At 66.7% G+C, this 25,038-nt stretch carries 29 protein-coding genes and 1 tRNA gene; 15 read left to right on the top strand and 15 right to left on the bottom strand.

Features of this window, described 5'->3' with window-relative positions; genetic code table 11:
* The first annotated feature begins 216 nt into the window (after window positions 1-216).
* From E3O18_RS00425 to E3O18_RS00415, 3 genes are read left to right on the top strand one after another with little or no spacing between them, the layout of a single operon-like run.
* The gene (locus E3O18_RS00425) at window positions 217-546 is read left to right on the top strand and encodes an ATP-dependent DNA ligase (RefSeq protein WP_134395424.1); all 330 of its coding nucleotides are present in this window, start codon (window positions 217-219) and stop codon (window positions 544-546) included.
* Window positions 543-806: a hypothetical protein gene (locus E3O18_RS00420; protein WP_134395423.1), complete on the top strand. Its 264-nt coding sequence runs from the start codon at window positions 543-545 to the stop codon at window positions 804-806. Before E3O18_RS00425 ends, E3O18_RS00420 begins: the two co-directional genes overlap by 4 nt.
* Before the next feature lie 47 nt (window positions 807-853).
* Window positions 854-1,834 carry an o-succinylbenzoate synthase gene (locus E3O18_RS00415; protein ID WP_134395422.1) on the top strand — a complete coding sequence of 327 codons (981 nt, stop codon included), beginning with the start codon at window positions 854-856 and terminating at the stop codon, window positions 1,832-1,834.
* Window positions 1,835-1,938: 104 nt separating this feature from the next.
* On the opposite strand, the gene ccsB is transcribed toward E3O18_RS00415, so the two are convergent.
* Genes ccsB through E3O18_RS00390 form a run of 5 tightly spaced genes read right to left on the bottom strand, consistent with a single transcriptional unit; the run spans window position 1,939 to window position 6,599 of the window.
* Window positions 1,939-2,898: a c-type cytochrome biogenesis protein CcsB gene (gene ccsB / locus E3O18_RS00410; RefSeq protein WP_134395427.1), complete on the bottom strand. Its 960-nt coding sequence runs from the start codon at window positions 2,896-2,898 to the stop codon at window positions 1,939-1,941.
* Between the two features lie 51 nt (window positions 2,899-2,949).
* The gene (locus E3O18_RS00405) at window positions 2,950-4,614 is read right to left on the bottom strand and encodes a cytochrome c biogenesis protein ResB (protein WP_134395421.1); all 1,665 of its coding nucleotides are present in this window, start codon (window positions 4,612-4,614) and stop codon (window positions 2,950-2,952) included.
* Window positions 4,598-5,359, bottom strand: a complete 762-nt coding sequence (locus E3O18_RS00400) for a cytochrome c biogenesis protein CcdA (RefSeq protein WP_134395420.1) — start codon at window positions 5,357-5,359, stop codon at window positions 4,598-4,600. The genes E3O18_RS00405 and E3O18_RS00400 overlap by 17 nt, the downstream gene beginning before the upstream one ends.
* Window positions 5,360-5,361: 2 nt before the next feature.
* Complete coding sequence (locus E3O18_RS00395) at window positions 5,362-5,958, bottom strand: TlpA disulfide reductase family protein (protein ID WP_134395419.1); 597 nt, start codon at window positions 5,956-5,958, stop codon at window positions 5,362-5,364.
* Window positions 5,955-6,599 (bottom strand): histidine phosphatase family protein, encoded by a 645-nt coding sequence (locus E3O18_RS00390; RefSeq protein WP_134395418.1) that lies wholly within the window; start codon window positions 6,597-6,599, stop codon window positions 5,955-5,957. The genes E3O18_RS00395 and E3O18_RS00390 overlap by 4 nt, the downstream gene beginning before the upstream one ends.
* Before the next feature lie 63 nt (window positions 6,600-6,662).
* On the opposite strand from E3O18_RS00390, the gene aspS reads away from it, so the two are divergent.
* The gene (gene aspS, locus E3O18_RS00385; RefSeq protein ID WP_166784624.1) at window positions 6,663-7,991 is read left to right on the top strand and encodes an aspartate--tRNA(Asn) ligase; all 1,329 of its coding nucleotides are present in this window, start codon (window positions 6,663-6,665) and stop codon (window positions 7,989-7,991) included.
* A gap of 8 nt (window positions 7,992-7,999) precedes the next feature.
* On the opposite strand, the gene E3O18_RS00380 is transcribed toward aspS, so the two are convergent.
* Together E3O18_RS00380 and E3O18_RS00375 are read right to left on the bottom strand one after the other, a co-directional pair.
* Window positions 8,000-8,296: a Dabb family protein gene (locus tag E3O18_RS00380; RefSeq protein WP_134395417.1), complete on the bottom strand. Its 297-nt coding sequence runs from the start codon at window positions 8,294-8,296 to the stop codon at window positions 8,000-8,002.
* Window positions 8,293-8,562 (bottom strand): glutaredoxin family protein, encoded by a 270-nt coding sequence (locus E3O18_RS00375; protein WP_104170479.1) that lies wholly within the window; start codon window positions 8,560-8,562, stop codon window positions 8,293-8,295. The genes E3O18_RS00380 and E3O18_RS00375 overlap by 4 nt, the downstream gene beginning before the upstream one ends.
* 56 nt (window positions 8,563-8,618) lie before the next feature.
* Between E3O18_RS00375 and E3O18_RS00370 the strand changes: the two genes are divergently transcribed.
* Entirely contained in the window at window positions 8,619-9,341 is a 723-nt protein-coding gene (locus E3O18_RS00370) for an HAD-IB family hydrolase (RefSeq protein WP_134395416.1), read from the top strand.
* Between the two features lie 54 nt (window positions 9,342-9,395).
* On the opposite strand, the gene E3O18_RS00365 is transcribed toward E3O18_RS00370, so the two are convergent.
* Together E3O18_RS00365 and E3O18_RS00360 are read right to left on the bottom strand one after the other, a co-directional pair.
* Window positions 9,396-9,494 (bottom strand): AURKAIP1/COX24 domain-containing protein, encoded by a 99-nt coding sequence (locus tag E3O18_RS00365; RefSeq protein WP_003792170.1) that lies wholly within the window; start codon window positions 9,492-9,494, stop codon window positions 9,396-9,398.
* A gap of 123 nt (window positions 9,495-9,617) precedes the next feature.
* Window positions 9,618-10,064, bottom strand: a complete 447-nt coding sequence (locus tag E3O18_RS00360; RefSeq protein ID WP_134395415.1) for a metalloregulator ArsR/SmtB family transcription factor — start codon at window positions 10,062-10,064, stop codon at window positions 9,618-9,620.
* 145 nt (window positions 10,065-10,209) lie between these two features.
* Here E3O18_RS00360 and E3O18_RS00355 point away from each other — a divergent pair, with 145 nt between their 5' ends.
* Together E3O18_RS00355 and E3O18_RS00350 are read left to right on the top strand one after the other, a co-directional pair.
* A complete protein-coding gene (locus E3O18_RS00355; RefSeq protein ID WP_241973518.1) occupies window positions 10,210-11,580 on the top strand; it encodes a potassium transporter TrkG in 1,371 nt (456 codons plus the stop codon).
* Window positions 11,573-12,244 carry a TrkA family potassium uptake protein gene (locus tag E3O18_RS00350; RefSeq protein ID WP_134395414.1) on the top strand — a complete coding sequence of 224 codons (672 nt, stop codon included), beginning with the start codon at window positions 11,573-11,575 and terminating at the stop codon, window positions 12,242-12,244. Before E3O18_RS00355 ends, E3O18_RS00350 begins: the two co-directional genes overlap by 8 nt.
* 13 nt (window positions 12,245-12,257) lie before the next feature.
* Here E3O18_RS00350 and proC read toward each other — a convergent pair whose 3' ends face one another.
* A complete protein-coding gene (gene proC, locus E3O18_RS00345; RefSeq protein WP_134395413.1) occupies window positions 12,258-13,106 on the bottom strand; it encodes a pyrroline-5-carboxylate reductase in 849 nt (282 codons plus the stop codon).
* Between the two features lie 62 nt (window positions 13,107-13,168).
* Here proC and E3O18_RS00340 point away from each other — a divergent pair, with 62 nt between their 5' ends.
* Both E3O18_RS00340 and E3O18_RS00335 read left to right on the top strand, forming a co-directional pair.
* The gene (locus tag E3O18_RS00340) at window positions 13,169-14,131 is read left to right on the top strand and encodes a cation diffusion facilitator family transporter (protein ID WP_134395412.1); all 963 of its coding nucleotides are present in this window, start codon (window positions 13,169-13,171) and stop codon (window positions 14,129-14,131) included.
* Window positions 14,128-14,841, top strand: a complete 714-nt coding sequence (locus tag E3O18_RS00335) for a glutamine amidotransferase (protein ID WP_134395411.1) — start codon at window positions 14,128-14,130, stop codon at window positions 14,839-14,841. The genes E3O18_RS00340 and E3O18_RS00335 overlap by 4 nt, the downstream gene beginning before the upstream one ends.
* Here the strand turns inward: E3O18_RS00335 and tadA are convergent.
* Window positions 14,798-15,277: a tRNA adenosine(34) deaminase TadA gene (tadA, locus tag E3O18_RS00330; protein ID WP_134395410.1), complete on the bottom strand. Its 480-nt coding sequence runs from the start codon at window positions 15,275-15,277 to the stop codon at window positions 14,798-14,800. The genes E3O18_RS00335 and tadA overlap by 44 nt on opposite strands.
* Before the next feature lie 34 nt (window positions 15,278-15,311).
* On the opposite strand from tadA, the gene upp reads away from it, so the two are divergent.
* From upp to E3O18_RS00310, 4 genes are all read left to right on the top strand, one after another.
* Window positions 15,312-15,944 carry a uracil phosphoribosyltransferase gene (gene upp, locus E3O18_RS00325; protein ID WP_134395409.1) on the top strand — a complete coding sequence of 211 codons (633 nt, stop codon included), beginning with the start codon at window positions 15,312-15,314 and terminating at the stop codon, window positions 15,942-15,944.
* Between the two features lie 520 nt (window positions 15,945-16,464).
* Window positions 16,465-17,169: a winged helix-turn-helix domain-containing protein gene (locus E3O18_RS00320; protein ID WP_134395408.1), complete on the top strand. Its 705-nt coding sequence runs from the start codon at window positions 16,465-16,467 to the stop codon at window positions 17,167-17,169.
* A 506-nt stretch (window positions 17,170-17,675) separates the two neighbouring features.
* Window positions 17,676-18,125 (top strand): MarR family transcriptional regulator, encoded by a 450-nt coding sequence (locus E3O18_RS00315; protein WP_134395407.1) that lies wholly within the window; start codon window positions 17,676-17,678, stop codon window positions 18,123-18,125.
* Between the two features lie 114 nt (window positions 18,126-18,239).
* Complete coding sequence (locus E3O18_RS00310; RefSeq protein ID WP_347232320.1) at window positions 18,240-18,497, top strand: DUF1918 domain-containing protein; 258 nt, start codon at window positions 18,240-18,242, stop codon at window positions 18,495-18,497.
* A 251-nt stretch (window positions 18,498-18,748) separates the two neighbouring features.
* Here E3O18_RS00310 and E3O18_RS00305 read toward each other — a convergent pair whose 3' ends face one another.
* From E3O18_RS00305 to E3O18_RS00290, 4 genes are all read right to left on the bottom strand, one after another.
* Window positions 18,749-20,209: an NAD(P)/FAD-dependent oxidoreductase gene (locus E3O18_RS00305; RefSeq protein ID WP_134395406.1), complete on the bottom strand. Its 1,461-nt coding sequence runs from the start codon at window positions 20,207-20,209 to the stop codon at window positions 18,749-18,751.
* Entirely contained in the window at window positions 20,206-21,048 is an 843-nt protein-coding gene (locus tag E3O18_RS00300; protein ID WP_134395405.1) for a UbiA family prenyltransferase, read from the bottom strand. Before E3O18_RS00300 ends, E3O18_RS00305 begins: the two co-directional genes overlap by 4 nt.
* Before the next feature lie 108 nt (window positions 21,049-21,156).
* Window positions 21,157-21,229: transfer RNA gene (locus E3O18_RS00295), tRNA-Arg, on the bottom strand.
* A 49-nt stretch (window positions 21,230-21,278) separates the two neighbouring features.
* Complete coding sequence (locus E3O18_RS00290; protein ID WP_134395404.1) at window positions 21,279-22,649, bottom strand: MFS transporter; 1,371 nt, start codon at window positions 22,647-22,649, stop codon at window positions 21,279-21,281.
* Window positions 22,650-22,754: 105 nt separating this feature from the next.
* On the opposite strand from E3O18_RS00290, the gene E3O18_RS00285 reads away from it, so the two are divergent.
* Entirely contained in the window at window positions 22,755-23,489 is a 735-nt protein-coding gene (locus tag E3O18_RS00285) for a flavodoxin family protein (protein WP_134395403.1), read from the top strand.
* Window positions 23,490-23,702: 213 nt separating this feature from the next.
* Window positions 23,703-24,848 carry a carboxylesterase family protein gene (locus E3O18_RS00280; RefSeq protein ID WP_241976612.1) on the top strand — a complete coding sequence of 382 codons (1,146 nt, stop codon included), beginning with the start codon at window positions 23,703-23,705 and terminating at the stop codon, window positions 24,846-24,848.
* The last annotated feature ends 190 nt before the right edge of the window (window positions 24,849-25,038 follow it).

Raw genomic sequence — 25,038 nt, 5'->3', positions numbered from 1 at the left:
GGGGCGCGCCCCAGACGCTGGACCAGATCGCCGTCGTTCAGGGCGTGACCCGGGAACGGGTGCGCCAGATCGAGAAGCGCGCGCTGGCCCTGCTGAAGGTGCCGTGCCTGGAACAGTACCTGCGCGACTGAACCTCGGCCGTACCCCCTGAACGGAGCGCAGCGGTGCTGCCGACTTCACGCTATTCTCGTTATCAACTTTGTCATCGGGGGATATATGGGCAAGCTCACGTACAACTCGTCTCTGACAGCAGATTTCGACGACCGGGTCCTCGCCCATATCCAGGTCGTCATCGGAGCGAAGTTGCGACGCGGCGAGTGTTTCTATTTCACGTGGCGAGACGACCCCCAGGGCGGCGACGGCCGCAGCACGATCTGGCTGCATCCCGCGATACCCCTGGCCTACAAATATTTCGGCGGGCGCTCCCCCAGCCTCAACCGCGAATGGATCGAAGCCCTGATGCTTTCGGCCAATTCCTCCGGCGGCCTCCAGCTCGTGCCGGAACCACACCGACCCGCGACAGTATTGGTGAAGGACGAATCGTGATCCGAGTCGATATTGTCTACGGCGGCGCGCAGTACTCGCTAGGCGGCCGGTCGTTGGAGTCCATCCAGACCGAGGTTGAGACCGCGTTCCTGGCCGGGAAGCCCTACTGGTTGTGGGTGAACAGTGGCGGCGGGCGCTTCGAAGACGCCTACCTGCTGATCGCGCCGGGCATCCCCTTCGCAATTCTCAACGTCAAGCCGCACAACGGCCCGGACATCGATCTCGAGGTGGACGGGGCGTTCAACCAGGACGTGCTCTGACCTGACTGGCGTTCCCCGGGAGAGCCCCCGGCTGGCACACTGGGAACATGCTGCCACCACTTGCTGAGTTGCTCAGAACTGCCCGCGTCGTCGCCCTGCCTCTGGCGACGCGGTTTCGCGGACTCGACACCCGCGAGGCCCTGCTCGTGAAGGGACCGGAAGGCTGGGCGGAGTTCTCACCGTTCGCCGAATACGACGACGCGGAGGCGGCCACCTGGCTGCGGGCCGCCCTCGATTTCGGCTGGCAGGCCACGCCGCCCCTCCTCCGCGAGTGCATCCCCGTGAACGCGACGGTGCCGGCGGTCAGCGCCGACGAGGTTGCCGGTGTGCTCGCCCGGTTCCCCGGCTGCCGTACCGCCAAGGTGAAGGTCGCCGACCCCGGTCAGACCCTCGCCGACGACGTGGCACGCGTGCGCGAGGTTCGCCGTGTGCTCGGGCCGGAGGGGCGCATCCGTGTCGACGCGAACGGCCTGTGGAACGTCGATGAGGCGGAGCACGCCATCCACGCCCTCAACGAGTTCGACCTCGAATACGTGGAGCAGCCCTGCGCCACCATCGAGGAACTCGCCGAGATCCGCCGCCGCACCGGCTACCTCGACGTCGGCGTCGCCGCCGACGAAAGCGTACGCCGCGCGAAGGACCCGCTGCTGGTGGCCCGCACGGGCTCGGCCGACATCCTCGTGATCAAGGCCGCGCCGCTCGGCGGAATCCACGCCGCCCTGGAGCTGATCAACCAGACCGGGCTGCCCGCCGTGGTCTCAAGCGCCCTCGACACCTCGGTTGGCATCTCGATGGGCGCCCACCTGGCCGCCGCGATTCCGGAACTCAGCTTCGATTGCGGGCTCGGCACGGCCTCGCTCCTTGCCGCCGATGTCACCACCGACCCGCTGCTGCCGGTCGACGGCGGCATTCCGGTACGGCGGGTGACCCCCGACCCGCAGCTGCTGGAGCGTTACGCGGCCGCGGACGACCGGCGTGACTGGTGGCTGGCCCGCCTGACCCGCTGCTACGCGCTGCTCACCGACTGAACCAATTCGACGGAGATTCTGCGCAAAAAAAGGGTTTTCGGCGTGTCTGGAGGCGATCCGGCCACAATCTCCGTCGAATTCGTCAGGGGCGAGGACCCGCTGGCCTAGAGGCCGGAGTAGGCGTGCAGGCCCTTGAAGAAGACGTTGACGATGCCGAAGTTGAACATGACGGCTGCAAAGCCGATGATCGACAGCCAGGCGGACCGTGATCCGCGCCAGCCACGGGTCGCCCGGGCGTGAATGTAGCCCGCGTAGAGGGTCCAGATGATGAACGTCCAGACCTCCTTGGTATCCCAGCCCCAGTAGCGACCCCAGGCCTGTTCGGCCCAGATCGAGCCGGCCATGAGGGTGAAGGTCCACAGGATGAAGCCGATGATGGTGACCCGATAGGCCAGGTTCTCCAGCGTGGCCGCCGACGGCAGGGTGGCCAGGAACCGCAGCTGACCGCTCTTCGCAGACGCGAGGAGCGACTCACGCCGGAACTGGAGGAGTTGCACGGTGGAGAGGGCGAACCCGAGTGCGAAGAAGCCCGTGCCCAGCGAGGCGACGAAGACGTGAATGACCAACCAAGCCGACTGCAGGGCCGGCGGCAGGGGCGCGACCTCGACGTAGAAGCGCAGCGCCGCGATGCCGAGAAGCACCAGCACCATGCCGGTGACGAAGGTGCCGAGGAAGCGCAGGTCGGCGCGGGTCAGCACGATCAGGAACACCGAGACGATCAGCAGGGTGCCCGTCATCGCGAACTCGTACATGTTCGCCCACGGGACGCGCTCGGCGGCCACGCCGCGGAGCACCGCCGACACCAGGTGGATCAGCCACGCCAGCACGGTGAGCGAGACGCCCACCCGCAGGCTGGCCGAGCGGCCGTAGGGGGTGACGGCGTCGTTCGCGATGCGAGCGCTGATGCGGGTGAGGGTGGTGGTTCCGCCCGCCGCGCCGGCCGTTTCCGCGCGCGCGGACTCGGCCCGCACCTGTGCGTCTGCTGCCGTGGCGGAGGTGACCGCCGCGGAGCGCTTGGCCAGGTCGAAGGAAAAGGCGATGAACGCGAGAGCGTAGACCGCCATGGCCGAGTAGAGGCTCAGAATGGAGAGCTCGTTGAGATTCACGATGACAGCCTATTTCTGTTCGGATGCCGGGGTGGCCGATTGGGAGGATAACAGCAGGTGCGTGTGCCGATCGGCGAGGTCGCTGACGGCGGATTCCAGGGTCGGGTCCTCACCCCGGGCTAGACCCGCGTATTCGAGGCGCAGGGAGCCGTCCTGCTCCGGCACGGCCTTCACCCAGACCCGCCGACGTGGCACGAACAGTGACGTCAGCAGGCCGAGCAGCGCCAGAACGGCGAAGGACAGCACCCAGAGCTGGGTGGGGTCGTGGTGGATGTCGAACGAGGCAAACCGCAGCACCGAACCGGAGAAGTCCCCGTTCTGCGCGCCCGGGTTGGCGTCGTCGAAGGTGACGGACCCGAGGCCGTTCGGCAGTTCCCGGGTCTCCCCCGGCTTCAACTCGATCGACTCCACGTCGGTCTTGCCCCCGGTGAGCTGGGTCATCTTGTCGATGTCGAGCGAGTAGACCGACGTCGGCACGCCCGCGTCGAGCCCCAGGTCTCCCGAGTAGACGTTGAGGGTCAGCAGCGGGTATTGCAGGTCCGGGTAGGAGGAGAAGAAAGCCCCCGAATCCGCGGTGGCCTGGGTCGGGTAGAAGAAGCCGATCATGCCGAGTTGCTCGGCGAGCCCGTCGGGAACCTTGATCACGCCGAGGGAGGTGAGGTTGGCATCCTGCGGCAGGAACGGCACGGAATCGGTGAAGACGACCACCCCATTCGGGTCCTTCACAGTGAGGGTGGGGGCGTAGCCGTTGCCGAGCAGGTAGACATCGGTGCCGCCGGTGCGGGCCGGGCCGTTCACCTTCACCTGGCTGGCCTCTGCGGCCTCGCCCCGCGGGGAAATGGTGACCTCTGCCGTGAAGTCGATCGGCTGGCCGTAGGCCTTGAGGTTCTTCTCCTCGTAGGTGACGTCGAAGTTGTCGAGGGTGAGTTTGTAGGGCGTGAGGCTGGTGTCGTTGAAGAACCGGCCGGGGTTGAACGAGTCGTAGGCCAGCAGGGTATTCACGAAGGTCTGCCCCTCGACCAGCACACGCTGGCCGCTGAACCCGAAGCCGCCACCGAAACCGACGGTGATCAGGATGCCGACCAGAGCGAAGTGGAAGACCAGGTTGCCGGTTTCACGCAGGTAGCCGCGTTCGGCCGAGACCGAGGTCTCCCCGCGATTCTCGAAGACGGCCGCCCGGTAGCCGCTGGTCTTCAGAAGCCTGCGGGCGGACTCGACGGCGGCCGGGGCATCCGTGCCGGCCGGAGCGATGCGCGTCGTGAAGCCGGCCAGCCGGGACAGGCGGACGGGGGTGCGCGGCGGCTTGGCCCGCAGCGCGAGGTAGTGGTGCTTGGTGCGCGGGATGACGCACCCGATCAGCGAGATGAACAGCAGTAGGTAGATGGCCGAGAACCACGCCGACGAGTAGACGTCGAACGCCTGAACCGTGTCGAGCAGCGGTGCGAGGTCCGGGTTGTCGGCGAAGTACTGGGTAACCCCGTTCGGGTCGGAGCTGCGCTGCGGCACCAGGGATCCCGGCACGGCGGCGATCGCGAGAAGCAGCAGAAGGAACAGCGCAGTGCGCATGTTCGTCAGCTGGCGCCAGAACCAGCGCAGCCAGCCCGCGAAGCCGAGGTGCGGTTGCACTATTCCCGCGGAGGCCGGGGCGTCGTAATGGTCAGATGGCCGGGACATAACTTCCGATCGTTCCTTGCAGGTCGAGGAGCCAGGCGTTCCACACGCCACTGACCATGAGCACGCCGATGAGAACGAGGAGAAGACCGCCGAACAGGTTGATAGCCCTGACGTGCCGTTTCAGGAAGGAAACGGCACCGGTCGCCCAGCTGAGGCCGAGCGCGATCAGGAGGAACGGGATGCCCAGCCCGAGCGCGTAGAACAGGGCCAGCAGCCCCCCCTCCCAGGGAGAGCCCGTGGTCAGGCTGAGGGAGTTGATGGCGGTGAGTGTGGGACCGGTGCAGGGGGTCCACCCCACGGCGAAGACCGCGCCGAGTACGGGCGCGCCAGCCAAGCCCATCCCCGGTTTCCAGGATGCCTTCACGCTGCGCTGCGCGAAACCGAACTGGCCGACGAACACCAGGCCGAGCAGGATTACCACGACGCCGGCGATGCGGGTGATCACATCGCGATACTGGTTCAGCCAGAACCCGGCCACCCCGAAAATGACACCGGTCAGCACGAAGACGAGGGTGAAGCCGAGGATGAACAGCAGGACCCCGAGCAGCAGCCGGTTGCGGCCCCGGCGGTCGCCGCGGGCGGCGGTCGAGCTGCCGTCGGTGAAGCCGCCGATGTAGGCCAGGTAGCCCGGTACGAGAGGGAGGATGCAGGGAGAGGCGAACGAGACCAGCCCGGCCAGCACGGCGATGGGGATTGCCAGGAAGAGTTGGCCGCTGAAGACGATCTCGCCGAAGGGGTTGTCCACGCCTACGAATCCTCGGCGATCGCGTCCCGCACAAGGGTCTCGAGGATCGACGGCTCCGAGACCGCGCCGAGGATCCGGGCCGCCACCCGGCCGGACCGGTCGAGCACCAGGGTGGTGGGAACGGCGTTCGGCGGGATGCTGCCGCTGAACGCGAGCTGCATGCTCCCGTTGTCGACGTCCATCACCGACGGGTACGTAATGCCGAAGCTCTCGTTGAACGCCGTGGCGTTCGCGGCCTGGTCCCGCACGTTGACGCCGACCCAGTGGGCGTCCGTGCCGGCGAATTCCTCGTTGAGTTTCTGCAGGGCCGGGGCTTCCGCCCGGCAGGGCGCGCAGCTGGCGTACCAGAAGTTGACCACGACGACCTTGCCGGCGTAGTCCTCGCTGGAGAGCCGGTCGCCGTTTTCGTCGGCGCCGCTCCAGGAGATGGGATCGCCGCGCTCGGCGGCCGGGATCTCGGTCCAGCTGCCGTCACCGGCGATGAAGCCCTTACTGCTGCCTTCGCGGTACTGTTCGGCGAGCGGGTCGACGGAACAGCCGGTCAGCAATAGCGCCACGGCGATCAGAGCGCCGAGGTAGACGCGGGGACGGAAGCTCATACGGCCCCCACGTCAGTGGCGCCGGCCTGCAGCGACAGGGCAGGGTTGGCGTAACCGGTCTCGGCCAGGCGACCACCGGACCAGGACAGGGTGGTGATGCTCGACAGGTCGCAGCGGCGTTTGCGCGGGTCGTGGGGCAAAGGCTGCCGGGCCAGGGCACGGTGCACCATCCAAATCGGAAGCTGATGGCTGACGAGCACGACGTCCCCCTCGTCGACCGAGTTGCAGGCATCCTCGATCGCGGCGAGCATGCGCTTCGCGATCGAGTCGAACGGTTCGCCCCAGCTGGGGCGCAGCGGGTTGATCAGCGCGTGCCAGCTGCGGGGATCGCGCAGGGCCCCACCCACGCCCCGCATCCGTTTGCCCTCGAAGAAATTGGTCGGCTCGATGATGCGCGGGTCGATGTCGACCGGAAGGGTGAAAGCAGCCGCGATCGGAGCGGCCGACTCCTGCGCACGCTGCAGCGGTGAGGAGATGATGCGGGCGACGGGGCGCCCGCGCTCCACCAGATCGGCGGCAGCGGCCTCGGCCATCCCCGCCCCCAGATCGGAGAGGCGGAATCCGGGCAGGCGTCCGTACAGAACGCGCTCGGGATTGAAAACCTCACCGTGCCGCACGAGATGTACCTGTCTGGCTACCACCGTTCCAGTCTACGGAGGGGGCACCCGCGAATACGCCGAGAGCCGTGCGGCTAAACTTGACCGGTGACTGAGCGCATAGTGATCAAGAACCTGGCCGCCCTCGACAACGGACCCGTGACGGTGTCCGGGTGGGTCGACACCGTCCGAGACCAGAAGAAGGTGCAGTTCGTCGTGCTGCGCGACGAATCCGGCGCGGTGCAGCTTGTGAACCCGCGCACCACGGATGCCGACGGCATTGTCGTCGCCGACGAACCGGCCACCACCATCTCCACCCTGTCGCAGGGCAGCTTCGTCACCGTCACCGGTGAGCTCAAGCACGACGAGCGCGTCAAACTCGGCGGCATCGAAATCAAGCTCGCGACCCTCGAGGTCGTCACGGTCGCCATCCCCGAGACCCCGATCGCGGCCGACTCCAATCTGGACAAGCGCCTCGACTGGCGCTTCCTCGATCTGCGCCAGCCCAAGCAGAACCTGATCTTCCGTCTTCAGACCACGTTCGAGCACGCACTGCGCACGTACTGGATCGACAATGACTTCATCGAGCTGCACACCCCGAAGCTGATGGCCAGCGCGAGCGAGTCCCGCGCCGAGCTGTTCGAGGTGGAGTACTTCGATACCAAGGCCTACCTGGCGCAGAGCCCGCAGTTCTTCAAGCAGATGGCCCAGGCCGCCGGCTTCGGCAAAATCTTCGAGGTCGGACCAGCGTTCCGCGCCGACCCGTCGTTCACCAGCCGCCACTCCACCGAGTTCACCAGCGTCGACTCCGAGATCAGCTGGATCGACAGCCACGAAGACGTCATGCGGCTGCACGAAGAGTTGCTTGTCGCCGGATTCACGGCCGTCAAGGAGAAGCACGGCGACGAGGTCCTGGCCCTCTTCGGGGTCGAGGTCACCGTGCCCAGTACGCCGTTTCCGCGCATCCCGCTGGCCGAGGCCAAGGAGATCGTCAAGACCCGCGGCTACGAGGTCCCGCGCGAAGACGACGACATGGACCCCGAAGGCGAACGCCGGATCGCCGCCTACGTGCTCGAGACCTTCGGCCACGAGTTCGTCTTCCTCACCGACTACGCCTCAAGCATCCGGCCGTTCTACCACATGCGCCACGAAGGCGACGCGAGCATCACCAAGAGCTATGACCTGATCTTCAATGGCACCGAGATCTCCACTGGAGCGCAGCGCGAGCACCGCATCGACATTTTGGTCGAGCAGGCCAAGGAGAAGGGCGTCGACCCCGAGGAGATCGAGGGCTACCTCGACTTCTTCCGTTACGGCGTTCCGTCGCACGGCGGGTTCGGCATGGGCCTCGCGCGGGTACTCATGCTGATGCTGCACCAGGCCAGCATCCGCGAGGTCACCTACCTGTTCCGCGGCCCGACGCGCCTCGAGCCGTAGCCGAACGGTCAGACGACGACATCGACGGCCATCCTCGACGATACGACGGAACGGATGAAGGTTCCCGCCGCCTGGTGCGCGGGGTGGACCTGGTAGCGGTTGACGGCGTCCAGGTCGTCAAAGTCGGCGATCAGCACGACGTCCCAGTTGGTGCCGCCGGCGACGTCGAAATCCACCTGCAGGGAGCGGATCTCGTCGACGACGCCCACAAGCCCTTCCAGGCGGACCGCGATCCCGGCCGCGGCGGCGGCCTTCTGGGCCGGGTCGGCCGGGGCTAGTTGCCAGGAGACAATGTGCCGGATCATCGCACGGCCAAAAGCGCCGTGCGCAGCCGCAGTGGATCGATGCGCCAGTAATTGTGTACCTTGCCGTTGAGCAGGAGCACCGGGATGTCCTCGACGTACAGGGCGTGCAGCTCGGCGTCGTCGAGAATTGAACGCTCTTCGAGCACGATGTCGGGGGCGGACGGGTCGTCGGCGAGTTTGGTCACGACGCTGCCGACCAGATCCCGGGCGTCATCGCAGAGGTGACAACCGGGCTTGCCGATCAGGGTGAGGAGTGCAGTAGCCATTGCTCCAGCCTATGCTGGCTCGCCGACGCAACACGCAACTAGACTTGACCGCACACATGTCCGAAGACACCATCGCCCCCGCAATCGCGTTCTTCGACGTGGACAACACCCTCCTGCGCGGCGCCAGCCTGTACCACCTCGGAGTGGGTGCCTGGCGGCGACGACTGGTCACCGGCCGCGACCTGCTCTCCTTCGCCTGGAAGCAGGCCCGATTCCTCTACGTCGGCGAAAACAGGATGCACCTCGCGAGCATCCGGGAGCGCGCGCTGGAAGTGGTCGTCGGCTACAGCCGGGACGAACTCGTCGCGCTCAGCACGGAGATCTTCGACGCCCGCCTCTTGCCGCGACTCTGGCCGGAAACGGTCGCCGTCGCCCGTGCGCACCTCAAGGCCGGACGCGAGGTCTGGCTCGTCTCCGCAACCGCCCAAGAGGTGGCCGACGTCATCGCCGAACGGCTAGGCCTCACGGGCGCGGTCGGCACCCGGCTCGAGGCCGTCGACGGAATCTTCACCGGCCGCCTCACCGAGGGAGTCTGCCACGGTGCCAGCAAGGCCGTCGCCGCCAACGCCCAGGCAGAGCGCAGCGGCGTCGACCTGGCCGACTGCTGGGCCTACTCCGACTCCCACAACGACATTCCGTTGCTGGACCTGGTCGGCAATCCGGTGGTCGTGAATCCGGATGCCACCCTTCGCCGCTATGCCGCGGCCCGCCACTGGCCGGTGATGATCCTCAAGCGCCGAAGCATCAAGGCCGCCACCCGGACAAGCAAAAAGCGCTAGACCCCAAGGGCCTAGCGCTTACGCCGGTAGTTATTACGAACGGTTCAGAACCGTCTACTTCTTATTGCGACGCTGGTGGCGAGTCTTACGAAGAAGCTTGCGGTGCTTCTTCTTCGCCATACGCTTGCGTCGCTTCTTGATTACAGAACCCACACGGACCTCACAAAAGAATTGGTTTCGCCGCGGGATTCGCGACAGACACGGTAAATAGCAGTCTACCGGAAAAAGAACACTCTCCAACGCGGTGGTCGCATTCGTGCGTTCACACGCCGCCGACTAGTCGATTTTCCGCCACTTTCGGGGCTTGGCATCTTTGACCGCATGCGCCATTTGGTATGACGTCTCCGCGAACGCCTTTCCGATGGCGGCAGCAAATGCCCGCTGTTCCACCTTCAAGCCCTCGGTCTCCTCGGTCAGCTCCTCGACGGTGGCGTCGAAGTCGACACTGAGGAAGGGGATCAACCAGTCTTCGATCTCCTCGAGCGGAGCGTAGTCCAGGTGGTAATACCGGTGCTGACCGGCTTCTCTCACGCCCACAAGGCCCGCTTCACGCAGCACCTTCAGGTGCTTCGAGATGGTCGGCTGGCTGAGGCCGAGCTTGTCGACGATGTCAGACACGCTCAGCTCTCCACCGGTCGCGTTCGACTGGTTGTATCGCTCGAGGAGAATGCGTAGAATTTCGCGTCGGGTCGGATCCGCCACTACGCCGAAGATGTCTGCCATTCCCCAAGGCTAGTCATTCCCGGTGGGGATACCATGACGACAGCCGTTCGCGGCGGGCGAGTCGGAGGTTTCAGTGCAGACACGGGTGGCGGATTCCGCCTTTGCGCCGCGTCCCACGAGTTGGTATGCCTGGGTCCGGGACTCAGTGGACGGCCTCGTTCGCCGCTCGCCGTCCCGCTTCGCCATCCTCGTGTTCACGGCGCTGGTCATGGTGTTCACGCTGCTGTTCTCCCTGCCGATCGCATCCGCAGACCGCACGATCACGCCCCTGCACGACGCCCTCTTCACGGCGGTTTCTGTGATCTGCGTGACCGGCCTCGCGACGGTGGACATGGCGACGCACTGGTCCTCCTTCGGCAACGTCCTAGTTGTGGTCGGCGTCAATATCGGCGGCGTGGGCGTTCTGACCCTTGCCTCCCTGATGGGAATGGTGATCTCCCGGCGCCTGGGCCTGCGTGCCCGGCTGATGGCCGCCAGCGACACGAATCCCTCCCGAATCCACGCCGGACCGGTCAACGAGGGACAGGCCATTCGCCTGGGCGAGGTCGGCAACCTCCTCGTGACGGTCGCGATCAGCGCCTTCGTGATTGAGCTGATCGTGACCGCACTGCTCTTCCCGCGGATCCTGGCTGTCGGGACACCCACCGGCGAGGCTCTCTGGCAGAGCGTGTACTACTCCGCCATGGCGTTCACCAACAGCGGCTTCTCGCCCAACGTCGGAGGCCTCACGCCGTTCGCCAACGACTACTGGTTCCTCAGCGCCCTGATGCTGGGAGCCTTCCTCGGCAGCCTGGGCTTCCCGGTGATCTACGCCCTCGCCCGGGGCTGGTACCGCCCCAGGCGCTGGTCGCTGCACGTGAAACTGACCCTCTTCACGACGGTGGCGCTGCTCGTGGCCGGCGTCGCCGTGTACATCGTGCTCGAGTTCGACAACCCGAAGACGTTCGGTTCCCTGAACGTGGGCGACACGATCTTCCAGTCGCTCTTCATGTCGATGATGACCCGGTCCGGCGGCTTCGCGACCATCACCGTCAGCGACCTGCACGGGTCGAGCCTGCTCGTGACGGACATGCTGATGTTCATCGGCGGCGGGTCCGCGTCCACCGCCGGGGGCATCAAGGTGACGACCCTGGCCATCCTCTTCCTGGCGGCCGTCGCCGAGGCCAGTGGACGAAGCGAGATGGAGGCGTTCGGCCGCCGGATCCCCAGTGACATCCTGCGGCTCGCCGTCAGCGTGGTGCTGTGGGGTGCCACGACCGTGGCCGTGTCCAGCATTCTGATCCTGCAGATCTCCCAGGCGCCGTTGGACCTGGTGCTCTTTGACGTGATCTCCGCGTTCGCCACCTGCGGCCTGTCGACCGGGCTGACCGGCGATCTGCCTCCCGCCGGGGTGTACGTGCTGGCGGCGACCATGTTCATGGGCAGAATTGGTACAGTGACACTCGCGGCTGCCCTCGCCGCGAGCCAGAGCAGGCAGCTGTTCTCACGTCCGGAAGAGAGGCCCATCGTTGGCTGATCGCTTCAAACACGACGCACCGGTGCTCGTGATCGGCCTCGGCCGCTTCGGCGCGGCCACCGCGGGTCAGCTCGACCGTCTCGGCCGGGATGTGCTCGCCGTCGACGACAGCGCCTCCCTCGTGCAGAAATGGTCCGAGCGCGTCACGCACGCGGTGCAGGCCGACGCCACCTCCATCGAAGCGCTCCGCCAGATCGGCGCCCAGGACTTCTCGATCGCCGTCTGCGCCGTCGGTTCGTCCGTCGAGGCCAGTGTGCTGATCGCGGCGAACCTGGTCGACCTCGGGATCCCCCAGATCTGGGCGAAGGCGATCTCCAAGTCGCACGGCACGATCCTTGAGCGCATCGGCGTGAACCACGTCGTCTTCCCGGAGGCGGAGGCCGGCGAGCGCCTGGCGCATCTCGTGTCGGGACGACTGCTCGACTTCATCGAGTTCGACGACGACTTCGCCCTGGTCAAGATGATCCCGCCGAAGCCGATCCGGGGCCTGAACCTGACCGAATCCGGGCTGCGCCGCAAGTACAACGTCACCGTGGTCGGCGTGAAGAGCCCGGGCCGCCCCTTCACCTACGCCACCGAGAAGTCGGTCGTCACTGACCAAGACCTCATCATCGTCTCCGGCACCGAGTCCGACATCGAGCGGTTCGCGTCCCTGGAGTTCTAGGCGCCGGTGAGTTCTAGTGGCCGGCGAGTTCGCGGGCCCGGGCGAGTGCGGCATCCGTCGCCCGGTCGAACAGGTCCTTGATCCCACCCTTTTCCAGCTCCCACACGGCACGCTCGGTGGTGCCGCTCGGGCTTGTGACCTGGAGGCGCAGCTCCGTCGGGGACAGGTCGGATGCCGCCAGCAGGCTCGTCGCACCGAGGAAGGTGCCGTTCACCATGACCGCGGCCTCCTCCGGGGTGAAGCCCTTGGCGATCGCCGTGGCGGTGAGCTGCTCGATCAGGTAGAAAACGTAGGCCGGACCTGATCCGGAGATGGTGCTGAGGGCATCGAGCTTCTCCTCCGGCACGACCAGGACGTCGCCGACGGTGCCGAAGAGTTTCTTCGCGAGCTCGAGATCGGTGTCGCTGGACCGCGTGCCGGCGCTCAGCCCGGTGACGGCCTTGCCGACGAGGGCCGGCGTGTTCGGCATCGAGCGGATGACCGACACGGATTCGGGCAGCGACCCCTCGAACGTCGCAATGGTGACGCCGGCGGCGACACTGATGACGAGCGTGCCCGGTTCGAGACTGTCGGCGATCTCGGCCAGCAGGTCGAGGACCATGACGGGCTTCACGGCGACGATCACGATGCGCGCGCCGGCGACGGCCTTGCGGTTGGCCGTGGGCTCGTCGGCGGTGGCCCAGGCGGTGACGCCGGGGATTCCTGCGAGTTCGTCGGCCTTCGCCGTGGAGCGGTTGGTTGCCCGGATGCCGCCCTCAACGGTCACGTTAGGGTTCAGCAGCCCGGTCAGAACGGCCCTCGCCATCGATCCGGCGCCGAGGAACGCGATGGCGGGCAGTGTGGTGGTTGCAGTCGAAGTCATCCGACGAGTCTACTTTCGCCCCCTGTGCCGGGTCCGTCTGGCGTGCGTTCTAGGATTGCCCCATGAGCACTTCGGGCGGGAACAAGGCAATCGTGGCGGCACTCCTCCCCAATCTGGGGATCGCGATCACGAAATTCGTGGCCTGGGCATTCTCCGGTTCTTCCTCGATGCTCGCCGAGGGCGTGCACTCCCTGGCCGACTCCGGAAATCAGGTGCTTCTGCTCATCGGCGGTCGCAAGGCCAAGCAGGAAGCCGACAAGGAGCATCCGTTCGGCTACGGCCGGGAACGCTACGTCTACGCGTTCGTGGTGTCGATCATCCTGTACTCCGTCGGCGGCGTCTTCTCTCTTTACGAGGGTGTGCGGAAGCTGCAGGACCCGCACCCGCTCGACGTGCCGTGGCTGCCCATCGTGGTGCTGCTGGTCGCCATGGGCCTCGAGTCCTTCTCACTTCGCACCGCCATCCGGGAATCGAACCATGTGCGCGGCAACCAAAGCTGGGTACAGTTCGTGCGGCACGCGAAGGCGCCCGAGCTGCCCGTCGTGCTGCTCGAAGACGTCGCCGCCCTCGCCGGCCTGGTCTTCGCCTTCCTCGGCGTCGGCCTCACCATCATCACCGGCGAGCCCGTCTGGGATGCCATCGGCACCCTGTTCATCGGCATACTGCTCGTCCTGGTCGCCGTGGTCCTCGGCGTAGAGACCAAGAGCCTCCTCGTCGGCGAAGGCGCCGGTAAGAAGGATGCCGCGGCCATCCAGCGTGCCATCCTGGCCGGCCCGGAGACGCGCAAGATCATCCACCTCAAGACCCTGTACCTCGGCCCGGACGAACTGCTCGTCGCCGCCAAGATCGCCTTCGAGGCCGACAGCCATTTCTCCGAGGTGGCGGCGGGCATCAACACCGTCGAAACCCGCATCCGCGAGGCCGTGCCGGCGGCCCGCGTCATCTACCTCGAGCCGGATCTGTTCTTCGACCCCAACCGCCGCGCGCCACCCACCGACACCATCGTCATCAAAGGCACCGAGTGACCCGCACCGCGGTCGTCCTGCGCCACGATGACACGATCCACCTCGGCAACCTCGAACCGGTGCTGCGGGAGCACGGTTACTCCATTCGCTACGTCGACACGCTCCGGGAGGACGTGCGCGCCCTCGACCCGCGGGAAGCCGACCTGCTGGTCGTTCTCGGCGGCGAGATGGGAGTCTACGAGGCCGACGAGTTCCCCACGCTGCACGCCGAGATCGAGCTGCTCACGCAGCGGCTCGGCGCCTCTTTGCCCGTCTTCGGCGTGTGCCTGGGTGCGCAGCTGATGGCGAACGCTCTGGGCTCCCGCGTCTACCGTGGGCCGACGAACGAGATCGGCTACCGCTCCGTGGAGCCCACGGAGGCCGGGGCGACCTCCCCGCTGCGACACGTCAGCGGCGTCCCCGTCTTCCAATGGCATAGCGACACGTTCGACCTGCCCGACGGGGTGACACGGCTCGCCGGGTCCCCCCAGTACGGCAATGAGGCCTTCGGGATCGGAGACTGGGCGCTGGCCGTGCAGTTCCACCCGGAGGTCACCGAGGAGATGCACGAGGTGTGGCTGGAGGCCTCGGAGGCTGAGGTGTCCGCCGAGGGCTTCGACGTGGGCGACCTGCGCCGCGAACGCGAACGTTACTCCAACGGCATGCAGAGCGCTTCCCGGTCCATGTTCAGCGAATGGCTCGACGGGCTGGGTCCGCGAAGAACGCCCTGAGCAGTTCCCCACATTCGTCAGCGTCGACCTCGGCGTAGACCTCAGCGCGGTGATTGAGCCGGCGGTCACGCAGCACGTCATAGACCGATCCGGAGGCGCCCGCCTTCTCGTCCCACGCGCCGAAAACCACGACCGGCACCCGTGCGGCCAGGATCGCGCCCGCACACATCACGCAGGGCTCCAACGTCACCACCAGGGTGCAGCCGGTCAGGTGCCAGTCCCCCAGGGCCGCGGCAGCGTGACGGATGGCGACGATCTCGGCGTGGCCGGTGGGATCCTGCAGCGCTTCGCGCTCATTGCGTCCGCGGCCGATCACACGGCCGGACGGGTCCAGCACCACCGCACCGACGGGCACATCCCCCGTTTCGAGGGCAGCACGGGCCTCGCAGAGCGCGAGCCGCATCCATTCGCTGTGCCGGCGATCGACCTCGCCCATCTACGCTCCCTTCCCCGACTAGTAGATTGAGCCTATGCGAGTCCACGTAGCCGACCACCCCCTGATCACCCACAAACTCACGGTACTCCGAGACAAGAACACGCCGTCGCCGATCTTCCGGTCACTTGTCGAAGAGCTGATGACCCTCCTCGCCTATGAGGGGACCCGCGGCGTGCGAGTCGAGGACGTGACCGTGCAGACCCCGGTCTCCGAGGCCCGCGGCGTGCAGATCAGCGACCCCAAGCCGCTCGTCGTGCCGATCCTCCGCGCCGGCCTGGGCATGCTCGAGGGCATGGTCAAGCTGCTACCGACGGCAGAGGTCGGCTTCCTCGGCATGGCCCGCAACGAGGAGACCCTTCAGCCCACCACCTACGCGGAGCGCCTGCCCGACGACCTCTCCGACCGCCAGTGCTTCGTGCTCGACCCGATGCTCGCCACGGGCGGTTCGCTGATCGCAGCCATCCAGTTCCTCTTCGACCGCGGCGCCGTCGATGTCACGGCCATTTGCATCCTCGCCGCGCCTGAGGGGCTCGCCGCGGTCGAGGAGGCCCTCGAGGGCCGCGAAGTGACCATCGTTCTCGGTGCCGTCGACGACAAGCTTGACGAGCACGGTTACATCGTTCCCGGCCTCGGTGACGCCGGCGACCGCCTCTACGGAGTGGTCTAGCCCGAGCGAGCATCAATTCCGCGGGGCGGCGGACATTGCAGGTCCTGCGACATGCCCTGCGCCGTTGCCCCGCATATTCAAGAATCTTTGATCGAATTCGATTTGATCATGGATACTTTCATGGTTTCGCGATCCGCCATGGATCCTCCGATCCACCGCGGAGCCACCGAACGTGATGCGTGTCACACGGCGTCATCCTTGGTTACAGAATTGACACACGCCGTAACAGTGGGCTTTACTCGCAACTATGACAACGAGCGCACGCCCCCAGACCTCCTCCGAGGCCCCCGGGACTGCCGGCATGATGATGCCCGGCAGCTGCTGCGCGTGTTGCCGAATGTCCCGCTAGGCAGCGAACACCTCGCCGAGTTCCCGCCCCGCTGACTTCACGCGGCCGGCTGGTTGAACTTCGGAGCCCCTCTGGCTCCCTCCAGGCCTCTCACCGGCCGAATTTCTTCGAACCTGGAACCGCTCCTCAGCGTCGGGTTCACCTGCACTACCCCAGCCAAGGATCACTCTCATGTCGCTTGCCCACATTGACACCGCCCGCTCAGCCCAGGCCGCACGCCTCGAACGCCACGCCGCCCCGACGCCCGCCGCACCGCGCATCCGCGCCGTGCCCGAGGGCACGCAGGCCCGTGGCTTCGTTTTCTACGTCGGCATCGACGAGGCCACGGCCGCCGCGGCCGGGACCAGCCTGAGCCGCATCGTCGAGGCGCTCAAAGCCCTCACCGGAACTATCGCGCCGACGGCGGAGACTCATGCCGCGGTCGCACTGGCGCCCGCCGGAGCCGGTGGACGCGACGTCGACGTCGTGCGCCTCGCCCTGCAGGACCCGACTGCGCTGGCCCGGCACCGCACTGTGGCGGACGACCCCGACCGCGCACTCGGCGGCGTCGTGGTGGACATCTCCCGCAAGCGGGTCATCCTCGACGGCGAGACCGCGGCGCTCACCTACAAGGAATTCGAGCTGCTGCAGTACCTGGTGCTCCGCGAAGGCCGCACCATCGAGCGTGCCGAACTGATCGCCAAGCTGTGGAACGCCTCCGACGAGGAAGACGCGCCGAATGAGCGCACCATCGACGTGCACGTGCGTCGCCTGCGCGCCAAGCTCGGCCGCTACGAAGACATCGTGCGCACCGTGCGCGGGGTCGGCTACCGCTTCGACCGGCACGCTGATGTGTCGATCCGCCAATCGAGCACGCCGAGTCCGGACGTCTTCTAACGTCCAGCTTCCCGCTGTCTGATTCCCCCGGCCACGGGCGCTGAGGGTTCGCCGATCGGGGTTTCCGGGGCCATTCAGCGACTCGCCTCGAACGGATTCGACGGAGATTCTGGCCAAGTCGTCCCCGCAATACTCCGAAAAGCAGTTTCAGACCAGAATCTCCGTCGAATTGGTCCAACACCGGGCACGGCGCTCCGCCTGGGATGAACAGCATCCACAAATTGCGGTCGGTTCTGGCCTTCCGGGAGCGACGCCGCAAAACAATTCGACGGCGATGGCGTGACAGAGGGCCGGTCGTAGTAGCTACGACCAGCCCTCTTCCCTTGCACCAAGAGTGTCCTGCAATCACATTTCGCGTCTTCCGCCACAGCAAACGGTTGACGCACTTCGAATATATAACGAACGCGTAACGAAGCGCCACTTGTTTGTCATTCTTTTTTTTTGTACAAATCCCCACGAGTGGGGGAGGCGGCCCGATGCCGAGTCCCTATTCTTGGAGATCAAGGATGTGTGGAGGCAGCGTGACCGATCGAGCCGTGGCCGTGGCCGCCTGGGAATCACTGTTTCGTGCCCAGGTTGCCATTATGCGCAGCCTGGCCGCCGATTTTCCGGCGCATAACATCTCGTTCAACGAGTACGACGTGATGTTCAACCTGTCCCGGGCCGCCGGCCGGCGCCTGCGGCTCCGCGATTTGAATCGGCAGGTGCTGCTGACCCAGCCGAGCGTGAGCCGTCTGGTCGACCGGCTGGCCGCGCGGGGCTATGTGCGGAAGCACACCGACCCTACTGACGGCCGCGGCGCCCTGATCGAACTGACGGATGCCGGCTTCGACCTGTTCCGCCGGGTCGCTGTCCAGCACATGGGCACCATCACCGACCGCATCGGCGACACGCTCGGCACCGACGAGCTCCTGCAACTCACCGCCCTCTGCGATCGCCTGCATGGCGCGGACTGACCTGCGCCGCCCAGGTTGCGCCGCCTTGACGGAACCCGGCGCGCCGCCTCTCTCTGCCCTGTGCAGGGCGCGCGAGCGGGCGTACGGTAATCCGCGAGGAGGTGATTCCTATGCATGCAGCGCAGGGAGACCGGGTCGTCATCCGAGGAAAAGACGGTGGAAGCACCGGACCGGCACGGTGACATCGTGGAGGTTCGCGGGCTTGACGGCGAACCTCCCTACCTCGTGCGGTTCAGCGAAGGCCATGAGAGCATCCTGTTCCCCGGCACGGACTTCATGATCGAGCACATCGAACCTCGCAGCACAGGATGCCGGAGGGTGCGGCACACGCATCCGGCCAGGTCAAGGGCGTACTGCGCCGACATCACCTGAGTCAACTTCGAAACACGCGTTGCAGATCGTGGCGGGTACAAGATCAGGAGCTTCAGCCATGTGAATCACGTGTCCTTTTTGCCACTCGATAGCTCGCCTGACGCCGAACCTGGCGCACGCCGCGCACCGCGCCCTGCCCGTCTACGTGCTGACCTGCTTCGGCTGTGATCGCACCAATATGCGCCGCGAGTCGGCGCATCTGCCTCGGCCGGACCTGGCCGTTCGCTGATCCGGCGGCCGTCACTCCTCGGTCAGCGGGCGTCGAGGCGGCCGATCAGCTTGTAGGTCGCTGTCATGGCGCCGCCGAGCACGGCCGGTATACCGCCGCCGGGGTGCACCGATGCCCCCACCCGCCACAGCCACGGGCGTGCCCGGCTGGTGTACCCGGGGCGATGGAAAGGCCCGCTCTGCCAGAGCGGGTTGGTGGCGCCGTAGAGCGCACCCCCGGTGGAGCCCCAGCCAGCGAAGTACCGCGGATCAAGCACGACGTGATCACGGAACAGCTCGCTGATCGGCCGGTCCAGGCCCACGGCGGCGCTGACCCGCGCGACCTCACGCGCCACCCACGGGCTGTCAAGGTCATAGCGGTGGCCGTCAGCGGGCGCGGTGAGGAGCACCGCCACTGTGGCCCGGTCGTTGGCATAGACCTCGTGCGGCCGGTAATAGTTCAGGAAGGCCATCGTCTGCTCGGGCACAGCCCCGGCATCGAGACTGCGGTGCAGGGCGGCCGGGTCGTCGGGCAACACGACGGAATGAGTGGCGGTGCCCTCCGGCAACGAGGTCTCAAGCACGGCATAGATGGCCACGCCGGAGCAGGACAGCTTCCGTGGCCGGACCGGCGGCACGCCGAGCAGCCCGTCGAGCACCCCACGGTCGAGCCCGCTCACGATCACGTCGGCCGGATGCGTCGCCGTGGCCGTGGTCACGAGCCCTTTCGACACGGCTGTGACGGGCTCGCTAATGCGCACGACCGCGCCGGCGTTCAACGCGAGCCGGTGCAATGCGAGCGGCAGCTCGTTCACACCGCCCTCGGGAACCCACACGCCGTCCCTGGCCATGATCGCCGGCATGCTCGCGTACAGTGCGAGGGTCCGCCGGGGAGAGACACCGGCATTGAGGGTGTGGATGGCGATAACCTCACGCAGGCCTTCGGGCATCCAGCTCAGGCCGTCGAGAAAGCTGCGCGTGGTCAGGCGGGTGCCGTAGAGCCGAAACACGTTGCGTACGGCCGGCAGCGATGCCGGATCGGCCGGGTCGGCGGTCAGCATGCTCGTGAGTTGAGGCCCGAGGCCACCGTGTTCTTTTTCGAACCGGGTCCAGGCCTCGTGCCACGGGTGACCGGCGGGCACCGGCAGGACGGCGTCCGCTCCCCGGTAGAAGTACCGGCCCACCTCAGGCAGTCTCCGCAACGTCACCGCGGCCACCGCGGCGGCTTCGGCGGGAACAGAGCGGCGGGCGCCGAGCGCGTCGTAGCGGGCCAGCAGCTCCTCCCAGACCAGAGGGAAGGTGACCAGCGCCGGTCCGGTGTCCACGTGCTGCCCGTCGATTTCGAGTCGTCGGCTCTTGCCACCGATCCAGTCGGAGCCCTCCAGCACCGTCACCGAATGGCCGGCGCGGGCCAGCAGCGCGGCGGCCGTGAGCCCACCGACTCCCGCGCCGAGCACGACGATGCGCTGCGGGGTCAGGTTCGTCTTCCTGCGGGACCGTGTCATAGGAGCTCCTTGAGCAAAAAAACTGCCACGAGCTGGGCCCCGGCGACGGAACCTGCGACGTAGGGGAACGCAATCGAGTAGCGGTACATTCGGCGGGCCGTCATCGGCGTGGGGCTGCGCCCCAGCGACCCCACCAGCCAGCCGGCGATGAGCGCATTCACCATGGCGACCGGCCAGTTGATCAGCGCAAAACCCACGGTGGACAGGGCCCACCACGCGCCGCTCCACACCACGGCGCCGCGCGCGCCGAGATGAACGGCAGTGGTTCGAATTCCGGCTGCACGGTCCTCGTCGATGTCCTGCACCGCGTCGTAGGTGTGCTTGGCCACACTCCACGCCATCAGTCCGATCGCCGTCGCCCAGACCGGTGACTCGCCGAGGGCGAGAGGCACGAAGACCAGCGGGAAAGCGTAGGCGGCGTTACTGAGCGAGTCGAGGTAGCGCCGGGCTTTGAAACGCAGCGGGGGTGCCGAGTAGAAGATGAAGATCACGATGTACGCGGCGATCCAGGCGAGCGCCGCCGCCGGCAACGTAGCGAGGAAATACGCCACGAAAGGCGCGTTGGTCAGCACGACTCCGAGCACGATGGCGCGGGTTTCCGAGCCGACGATGCGGGCCCCCTCGAGGCCACCCTTGCGGGCGTTCCGGGCATCCGTTTCCTGGTCGAAAATGTCGTTCACACCGTAGATCAGCAAGTTGAACGGCAGCGTCACCCAGAGGAGCAGCGGAACAATCTCCCACCGCCACAAATCTCCGACCAGCCACATGGCGATGACCGTGGTTCCGATGGTGTTGACCCAGAGCACCGGTCGGGAGATCTGAACCAGGCGGGTGAGCACTTTCTCACTCTATCGCTGCGAGAGACCGCGTTTTTTCGGGTGCCGACGCCCGTGAATTTCGGACAAACAGGAAACCCCCGCAATCTGCTGAATGCGGGGGTCCAGATGTGCGCCCGAAGGGATTCGAACCCCCAACCTTCTGATCCGTAGTCAGATGCTCTATCCGTTGAGCTACGAGCGCAGGCTGTCTCGAAGCTAAGCGCCCCATGACAACTTGAAAACTATAACAGCTATTCGGGGTGCTCTGGTGCGGAAACCGGGACCGGAGTGCGAATTCCGAGCCAGGAGACCAGCCCACCTGCGAACATCAGGCCCGCGACGACGACCATCACGCGCTGGAATCCGGCAACGTCGAGCGTCGCTCCGATGATCGTCCCAGCCAGGGCGATCGCGACCAGGCCGGCCACCCGGGACACGGCATTGTTGATGGCCGAACCGATCCCGGCCTGCTCGGACCGGATGGACCCGAGCACCGCGGAGGTCAGCGGAGCCACGGTGATGGCCAGGCCGAGGCCGATCACGACGACGGCCGGCACGACCTGCGACCAGAGCGCGATCGGCGGCACCGCCCCGAGTAGCAGCAAGAATCCGGCTCCTGCCACCATCGGGCCCACGGTCATAAACGCGCGCGGTCCGTAGCGACCGGCCAGGGTGCCGAACAGTGTCGCGAAGAGCAGCAGCATGAGCGTCGCCGGGATGCCGGCGAAACCGGCCGCGGTCGCCGAGAAGCCGCCAACCTGCTGCAAATAGACCGTGAAGACGAAGAAGCCGAGGCTGAGCGCCGCGTAGACGCCGACCGTGGCGAGGTTCCCGACGCCGAAATTGCGGATCGTGAACAGGCTCAGGGGCATCATCGGATGCGGCGCGCGCGCCTCCCACCAGACGAACCCCGCCAAGGCCAGCAGCCCGACGACGAGCGGCACGAACACGACCGGGCTGGCCCAGCCCAGCCGCCCCTGCTCGATCAGGGCGAAGACCGGCCCGCCCAGCCCGAGCGCGGCCAGGCTGGCGCCCCACGCGTCGATGGGGGCCGCCGGACGGGTGCGCACCGGCTCGTCCAGGCCGGCCAGCAGCACCAGGGTAACCACGATGGGGATCACGTTGAGCCCGAAGATGAGGCGCCAGCTGAACGTGTCCACCAGGATGCCGCCGAGCACCGGGCCCATGATGCCCGCGATGCCCGTCCAGCCGGTCCAGGCCCCGATCGCTCGCCCCTGTGCCGCCCCGGAGAAGGTGGAGGTGATCAGCGCCAGAGAACTCGGCACGAGCAGGGCCGCCGCCATCCCCTGCAGCACCCGGGCGAGCACGAGCGCGCTCCCCCACGGTGCCACCGCGCAGGCCAGCGAGGCGATCCCGAACCAGATCAGTCCGATGCGGAGCACCCGCACCCGGCCGAACGTGTCCGAGAGCGACCCCGCCACGAGGATCAGGGCGCCCAACGAGAGCAGATAGCCGTCGACCACCCACTGCGCCAGCACCAGGCCGCCGCCGAGTTCCCGCGAAATCGCCGGCAGCGCGACCGTGACGATGGAGCCGTCCAGGAACGCCACGAACGACGCCAGAATGGCCACGATCAGAACCCGATGCTCTCTGGAAATCACTCTCCCAGTTAACCCGATTCGCGGCCCGATCGAAGGCCCGATCCGGAGGGCGCGGGCTCCGGTGTGGCCCTAGACGAGGTCTGGGGCCGGTGCAAAACTGACACCATGACCGCGACCCGCAACACCCAGGCATCCTTCGAATACGCCGGCCTTCGGGCCCTGTTCATCAATTGCACCCTTAAGCGAAGCCCCGAAATCAGCCACACACAGGGCCTGATGAACCTCAGCATCAACCTGATGCACGAGCAGGGCGTCCACGTCGAGAACATCCGGGCCATCGACCACGACATCGCCTCGGGCGTCTACCCCGACATGACCGAACACGGCTGGGCGACGGATGCCTGGCCCGCTCTGTTCGACAAGGTGCGCGCCTCCGACATCGTCGTGATCGGCGGGCCGATCTGGCTCGGCGACAACGGCTCGGTCACCAAGCGCGTGATCGAACGGCTCTATGCCATGTCGGGGGAGCTGAACGACAAGGGTCAGTACGTCTACTACGGCAAGGTGGGCGGGGCCGTCATCACCGGCAACGAGGACGGCGTGAAGCACTGCGCGTCGAACGTGCTCTATAGCTTGCAGCACATCGGCTTCACGATTCCGCCGACGGCCGACGTCGGCTGGATCGGCGCGATCGGTCCGGGCCCGAGCTACCTGGACCCGGATTCCGGGGGGCCGGAGAGCGACTTCACGAACCGCAACGTGACCTTTATGACCTGGAACCTGATGCACCTGGCGGCGATGCTGAAGGCAAACGGCGGCATCCCCGCCTACGGGAACCTCCGCGAGGAGTGGGACGAGGGCGAGCGGTTCGGATTCCAGCCGAACCCGGAGTACCGATAGCGGCGTCGACGCGCCCGAAGTGAGGACGCCACGACCGCGACCCTGCGCGAGGTGGCGCCGGTGGCCCCGTGGGAGGGCGTGCGAGACGCCTCTCGTGCTTCGGCCGGCGTCGGCGTCGCGGAGGCGGCTGGGCCGCCCGGTGATGGTCTTCATCCACGGCGGTGGCTACAGCGTGGGCTCCTCGCAGGATTCACCAGCCGAGGGGAAAGTTTCGTGCGCACCGGGCGGGTGGTCTACGTCAGTTTCAACTACCGGCTGGGTGCCCTCGGCTACCTCGACTTCTCCCGGTATTCGACACCGGAGCGGCCCCTCGAGAGCAATCTCGGGCTGCGCGACCAGGTGGCCGCCCTCTGGTGGGTGCACGACAACATCCGTGCCTTTAGGGGGAATCCCCACAACGTGACCGTGTTCGGGGAATCGGCCGGCGCCAACGCGGTGCTCCATCTGATGGCGACGCCCTCCGCAGCGGGGCTGTTCACCCGCACCATCGCGCAGAGTCCCTCGACCAGCGCGTCGTTCTCGCACTCACTGACCGACGGCTGGGCCGCCGAGTTCGTGGCGGAGCTGCGCTCCCAGCGGCCGGACGCCTCCGCCCTGTCGCCGAACGAGCTGCTGACCACCGCCGCGATAGCCGACCTGACCCAGGCGGCCGTGGCGCTGCAGGCGCGCACGCCGGATGCCAACCCGGGCACCTTCTGCATGATCCCGGTGATCGACGGGCATTTCCTGCCCGAGCGGCCGCTCGACGCCTTCCGACACGGGACCGCGCACCGGGTGCCGCTGATCATCGGTACCAACGAGCGGGAGGGGTCGCTGTTCCGGGGCCGGGTGGACATCCTGCCGAAGTCGCCGACGCGTATCGCGGCCATCTTCGACCACGCCCCGGTGAGCTCGCACGACGCGATGCGCTCCGTCTACGCGAGCCTGCCGGCAAAACGGTCGTCGTCGGACTTCGGTGGGGATTTCGTGTTCTGGTACCCGAGCCTTCAGATCGGCGACTTTCACTCCCGGGTCGCTCCGGTCTATACGTACCGGTTCGACCTGGCCCCGCGGCTTACGCACATGCTGGGCATCGGCGCCACACACGGAATCGAGCTGTTCGCCCTGTTCGACCACGTCGACGGCCCCACGGCCCGGGCCATGAGCCTGCTCCGCGGTCGAGAACTCTTCATCAACGCGGGCGAACGGATGCGCCTGCGCTGGCTGCGCTTCGCCTGCACCGGGCGGCCCGACGACACCTGGCCGACCTACTCGGAAACGGACCGGCTGACTCTGATCATCGACGAGGTCGATCGCATCGAATCGGATCCGCGCGCTGAGCGGCGGGCGGTCTGGCAGGAGTTCCTGCCGAACTTCTAGCGGGTAGCGGCGGTGGAGCCCAGTGGCGTGATCCGCGGTTGAGCTCCCCGCCACTCCTGCGCTGACCGAATTACTTTCTACATTCGTGCGGAATCTCTTGACTGCAGATTAGTACACAGATACGATTAGGGCATGGCTGGGGCCCCCACTCCGTACCACCCCACCGCCTCACCGCAGGCGGTGCTCTCGC

It is taken from the genome of Cryobacterium sp. TMT2-42-4, from assembly GCF_004402645.1.
GTDB lineage: Bacteria > Actinomycetota > Actinomycetes > Actinomycetales > Microbacteriaceae > Cryobacterium > Cryobacterium sandaracinum.
Note: the sequence above shows the minus strand (reverse complement) of the source record. Positions and strands in the feature narration are given on the sequence as shown.

Excerpts from the sequence above, each read along its gene's own strand:
- E3O18_RS00425 (WP_134395424.1), top strand. The coding sequence starts at position 217 with ATGGGCAAGCTCACGTACAACTCGTCTCTGACAGCAGATTTCGACGAC.
- E3O18_RS00415 (WP_134395422.1), top strand. The coding sequence starts at position 854 with ATGCTGCCACCACTTGCTGAGTTGCTCAGAACTGCCCGCGTCGTCGCC.
- ccsB (WP_134395427.1), bottom strand. The coding sequence starts at position 2,898 with ATGGCGGTCTACGCTCTCGCGTTCATCGCCTTTTCCTTCGACCTGGCC.
- E3O18_RS00405 (WP_134395421.1), bottom strand. The coding sequence starts at position 4,614 with ATGTCCCGGCCATCTGACCATTACGACGCCCCGGCCTCCGCGGGAATA.
- E3O18_RS00395 (WP_134395419.1), bottom strand. The coding sequence starts at position 5,958 with ATGAGCTTCCGTCCCCGCGTCTACCTCGGCGCTCTGATCGCCGTGGCG.
- E3O18_RS00380 (WP_134395417.1), bottom strand. The coding sequence starts at position 8,296 with ATGATCCGGCACATTGTCTCCTGGCAACTAGCCCCGGCCGACCCGGCC.
- E3O18_RS00375 (WP_104170479.1), bottom strand. The coding sequence starts at position 8,562 with ATGGCTACTGCACTCCTCACCCTGATCGGCAAGCCCGGTTGTCACCTC.
- E3O18_RS00370 (WP_134395416.1), top strand. The coding sequence starts at position 8,619 with ATGTCCGAAGACACCATCGCCCCCGCAATCGCGTTCTTCGACGTGGAC.
- E3O18_RS00360 (WP_134395415.1), bottom strand. The coding sequence starts at position 10,064 with ATGGCAGACATCTTCGGCGTAGTGGCGGATCCGACCCGACGCGAAATT.
- proC (WP_134395413.1), bottom strand. The coding sequence starts at position 13,106 with ATGACTTCGACTGCAACCACCACACTGCCCGCCATCGCGTTCCTCGGC.
- E3O18_RS00340 (WP_134395412.1), top strand. The coding sequence starts at position 13,169 with ATGAGCACTTCGGGCGGGAACAAGGCAATCGTGGCGGCACTCCTCCCC.
- tadA (WP_134395410.1), bottom strand. The coding sequence starts at position 15,277 with ATGGGCGAGGTCGATCGCCGGCACAGCGAATGGATGCGGCTCGCGCTC.
- upp (WP_134395409.1), top strand. The coding sequence starts at position 15,312 with ATGCGAGTCCACGTAGCCGACCACCCCCTGATCACCCACAAACTCACG.
- E3O18_RS00320 (WP_134395408.1), top strand. The coding sequence starts at position 16,465 with ATGTCGCTTGCCCACATTGACACCGCCCGCTCAGCCCAGGCCGCACGC.
- E3O18_RS00315 (WP_134395407.1), top strand. The coding sequence starts at position 17,676 with ATGTGTGGAGGCAGCGTGACCGATCGAGCCGTGGCCGTGGCCGCCTGG.
- E3O18_RS00310 (WP_347232320.1), top strand. The coding sequence starts at position 18,240 with ATGCAGCGCAGGGAGACCGGGTCGTCATCCGAGGAAAAGACGGTGGAA.
- E3O18_RS00305 (WP_134395406.1), bottom strand. The coding sequence starts at position 20,209 with ATGACACGGTCCCGCAGGAAGACGAACCTGACCCCGCAGCGCATCGTC.
- E3O18_RS00285 (WP_134395403.1), top strand. The coding sequence starts at position 22,755 with ATGACCGCGACCCGCAACACCCAGGCATCCTTCGAATACGCCGGCCTT.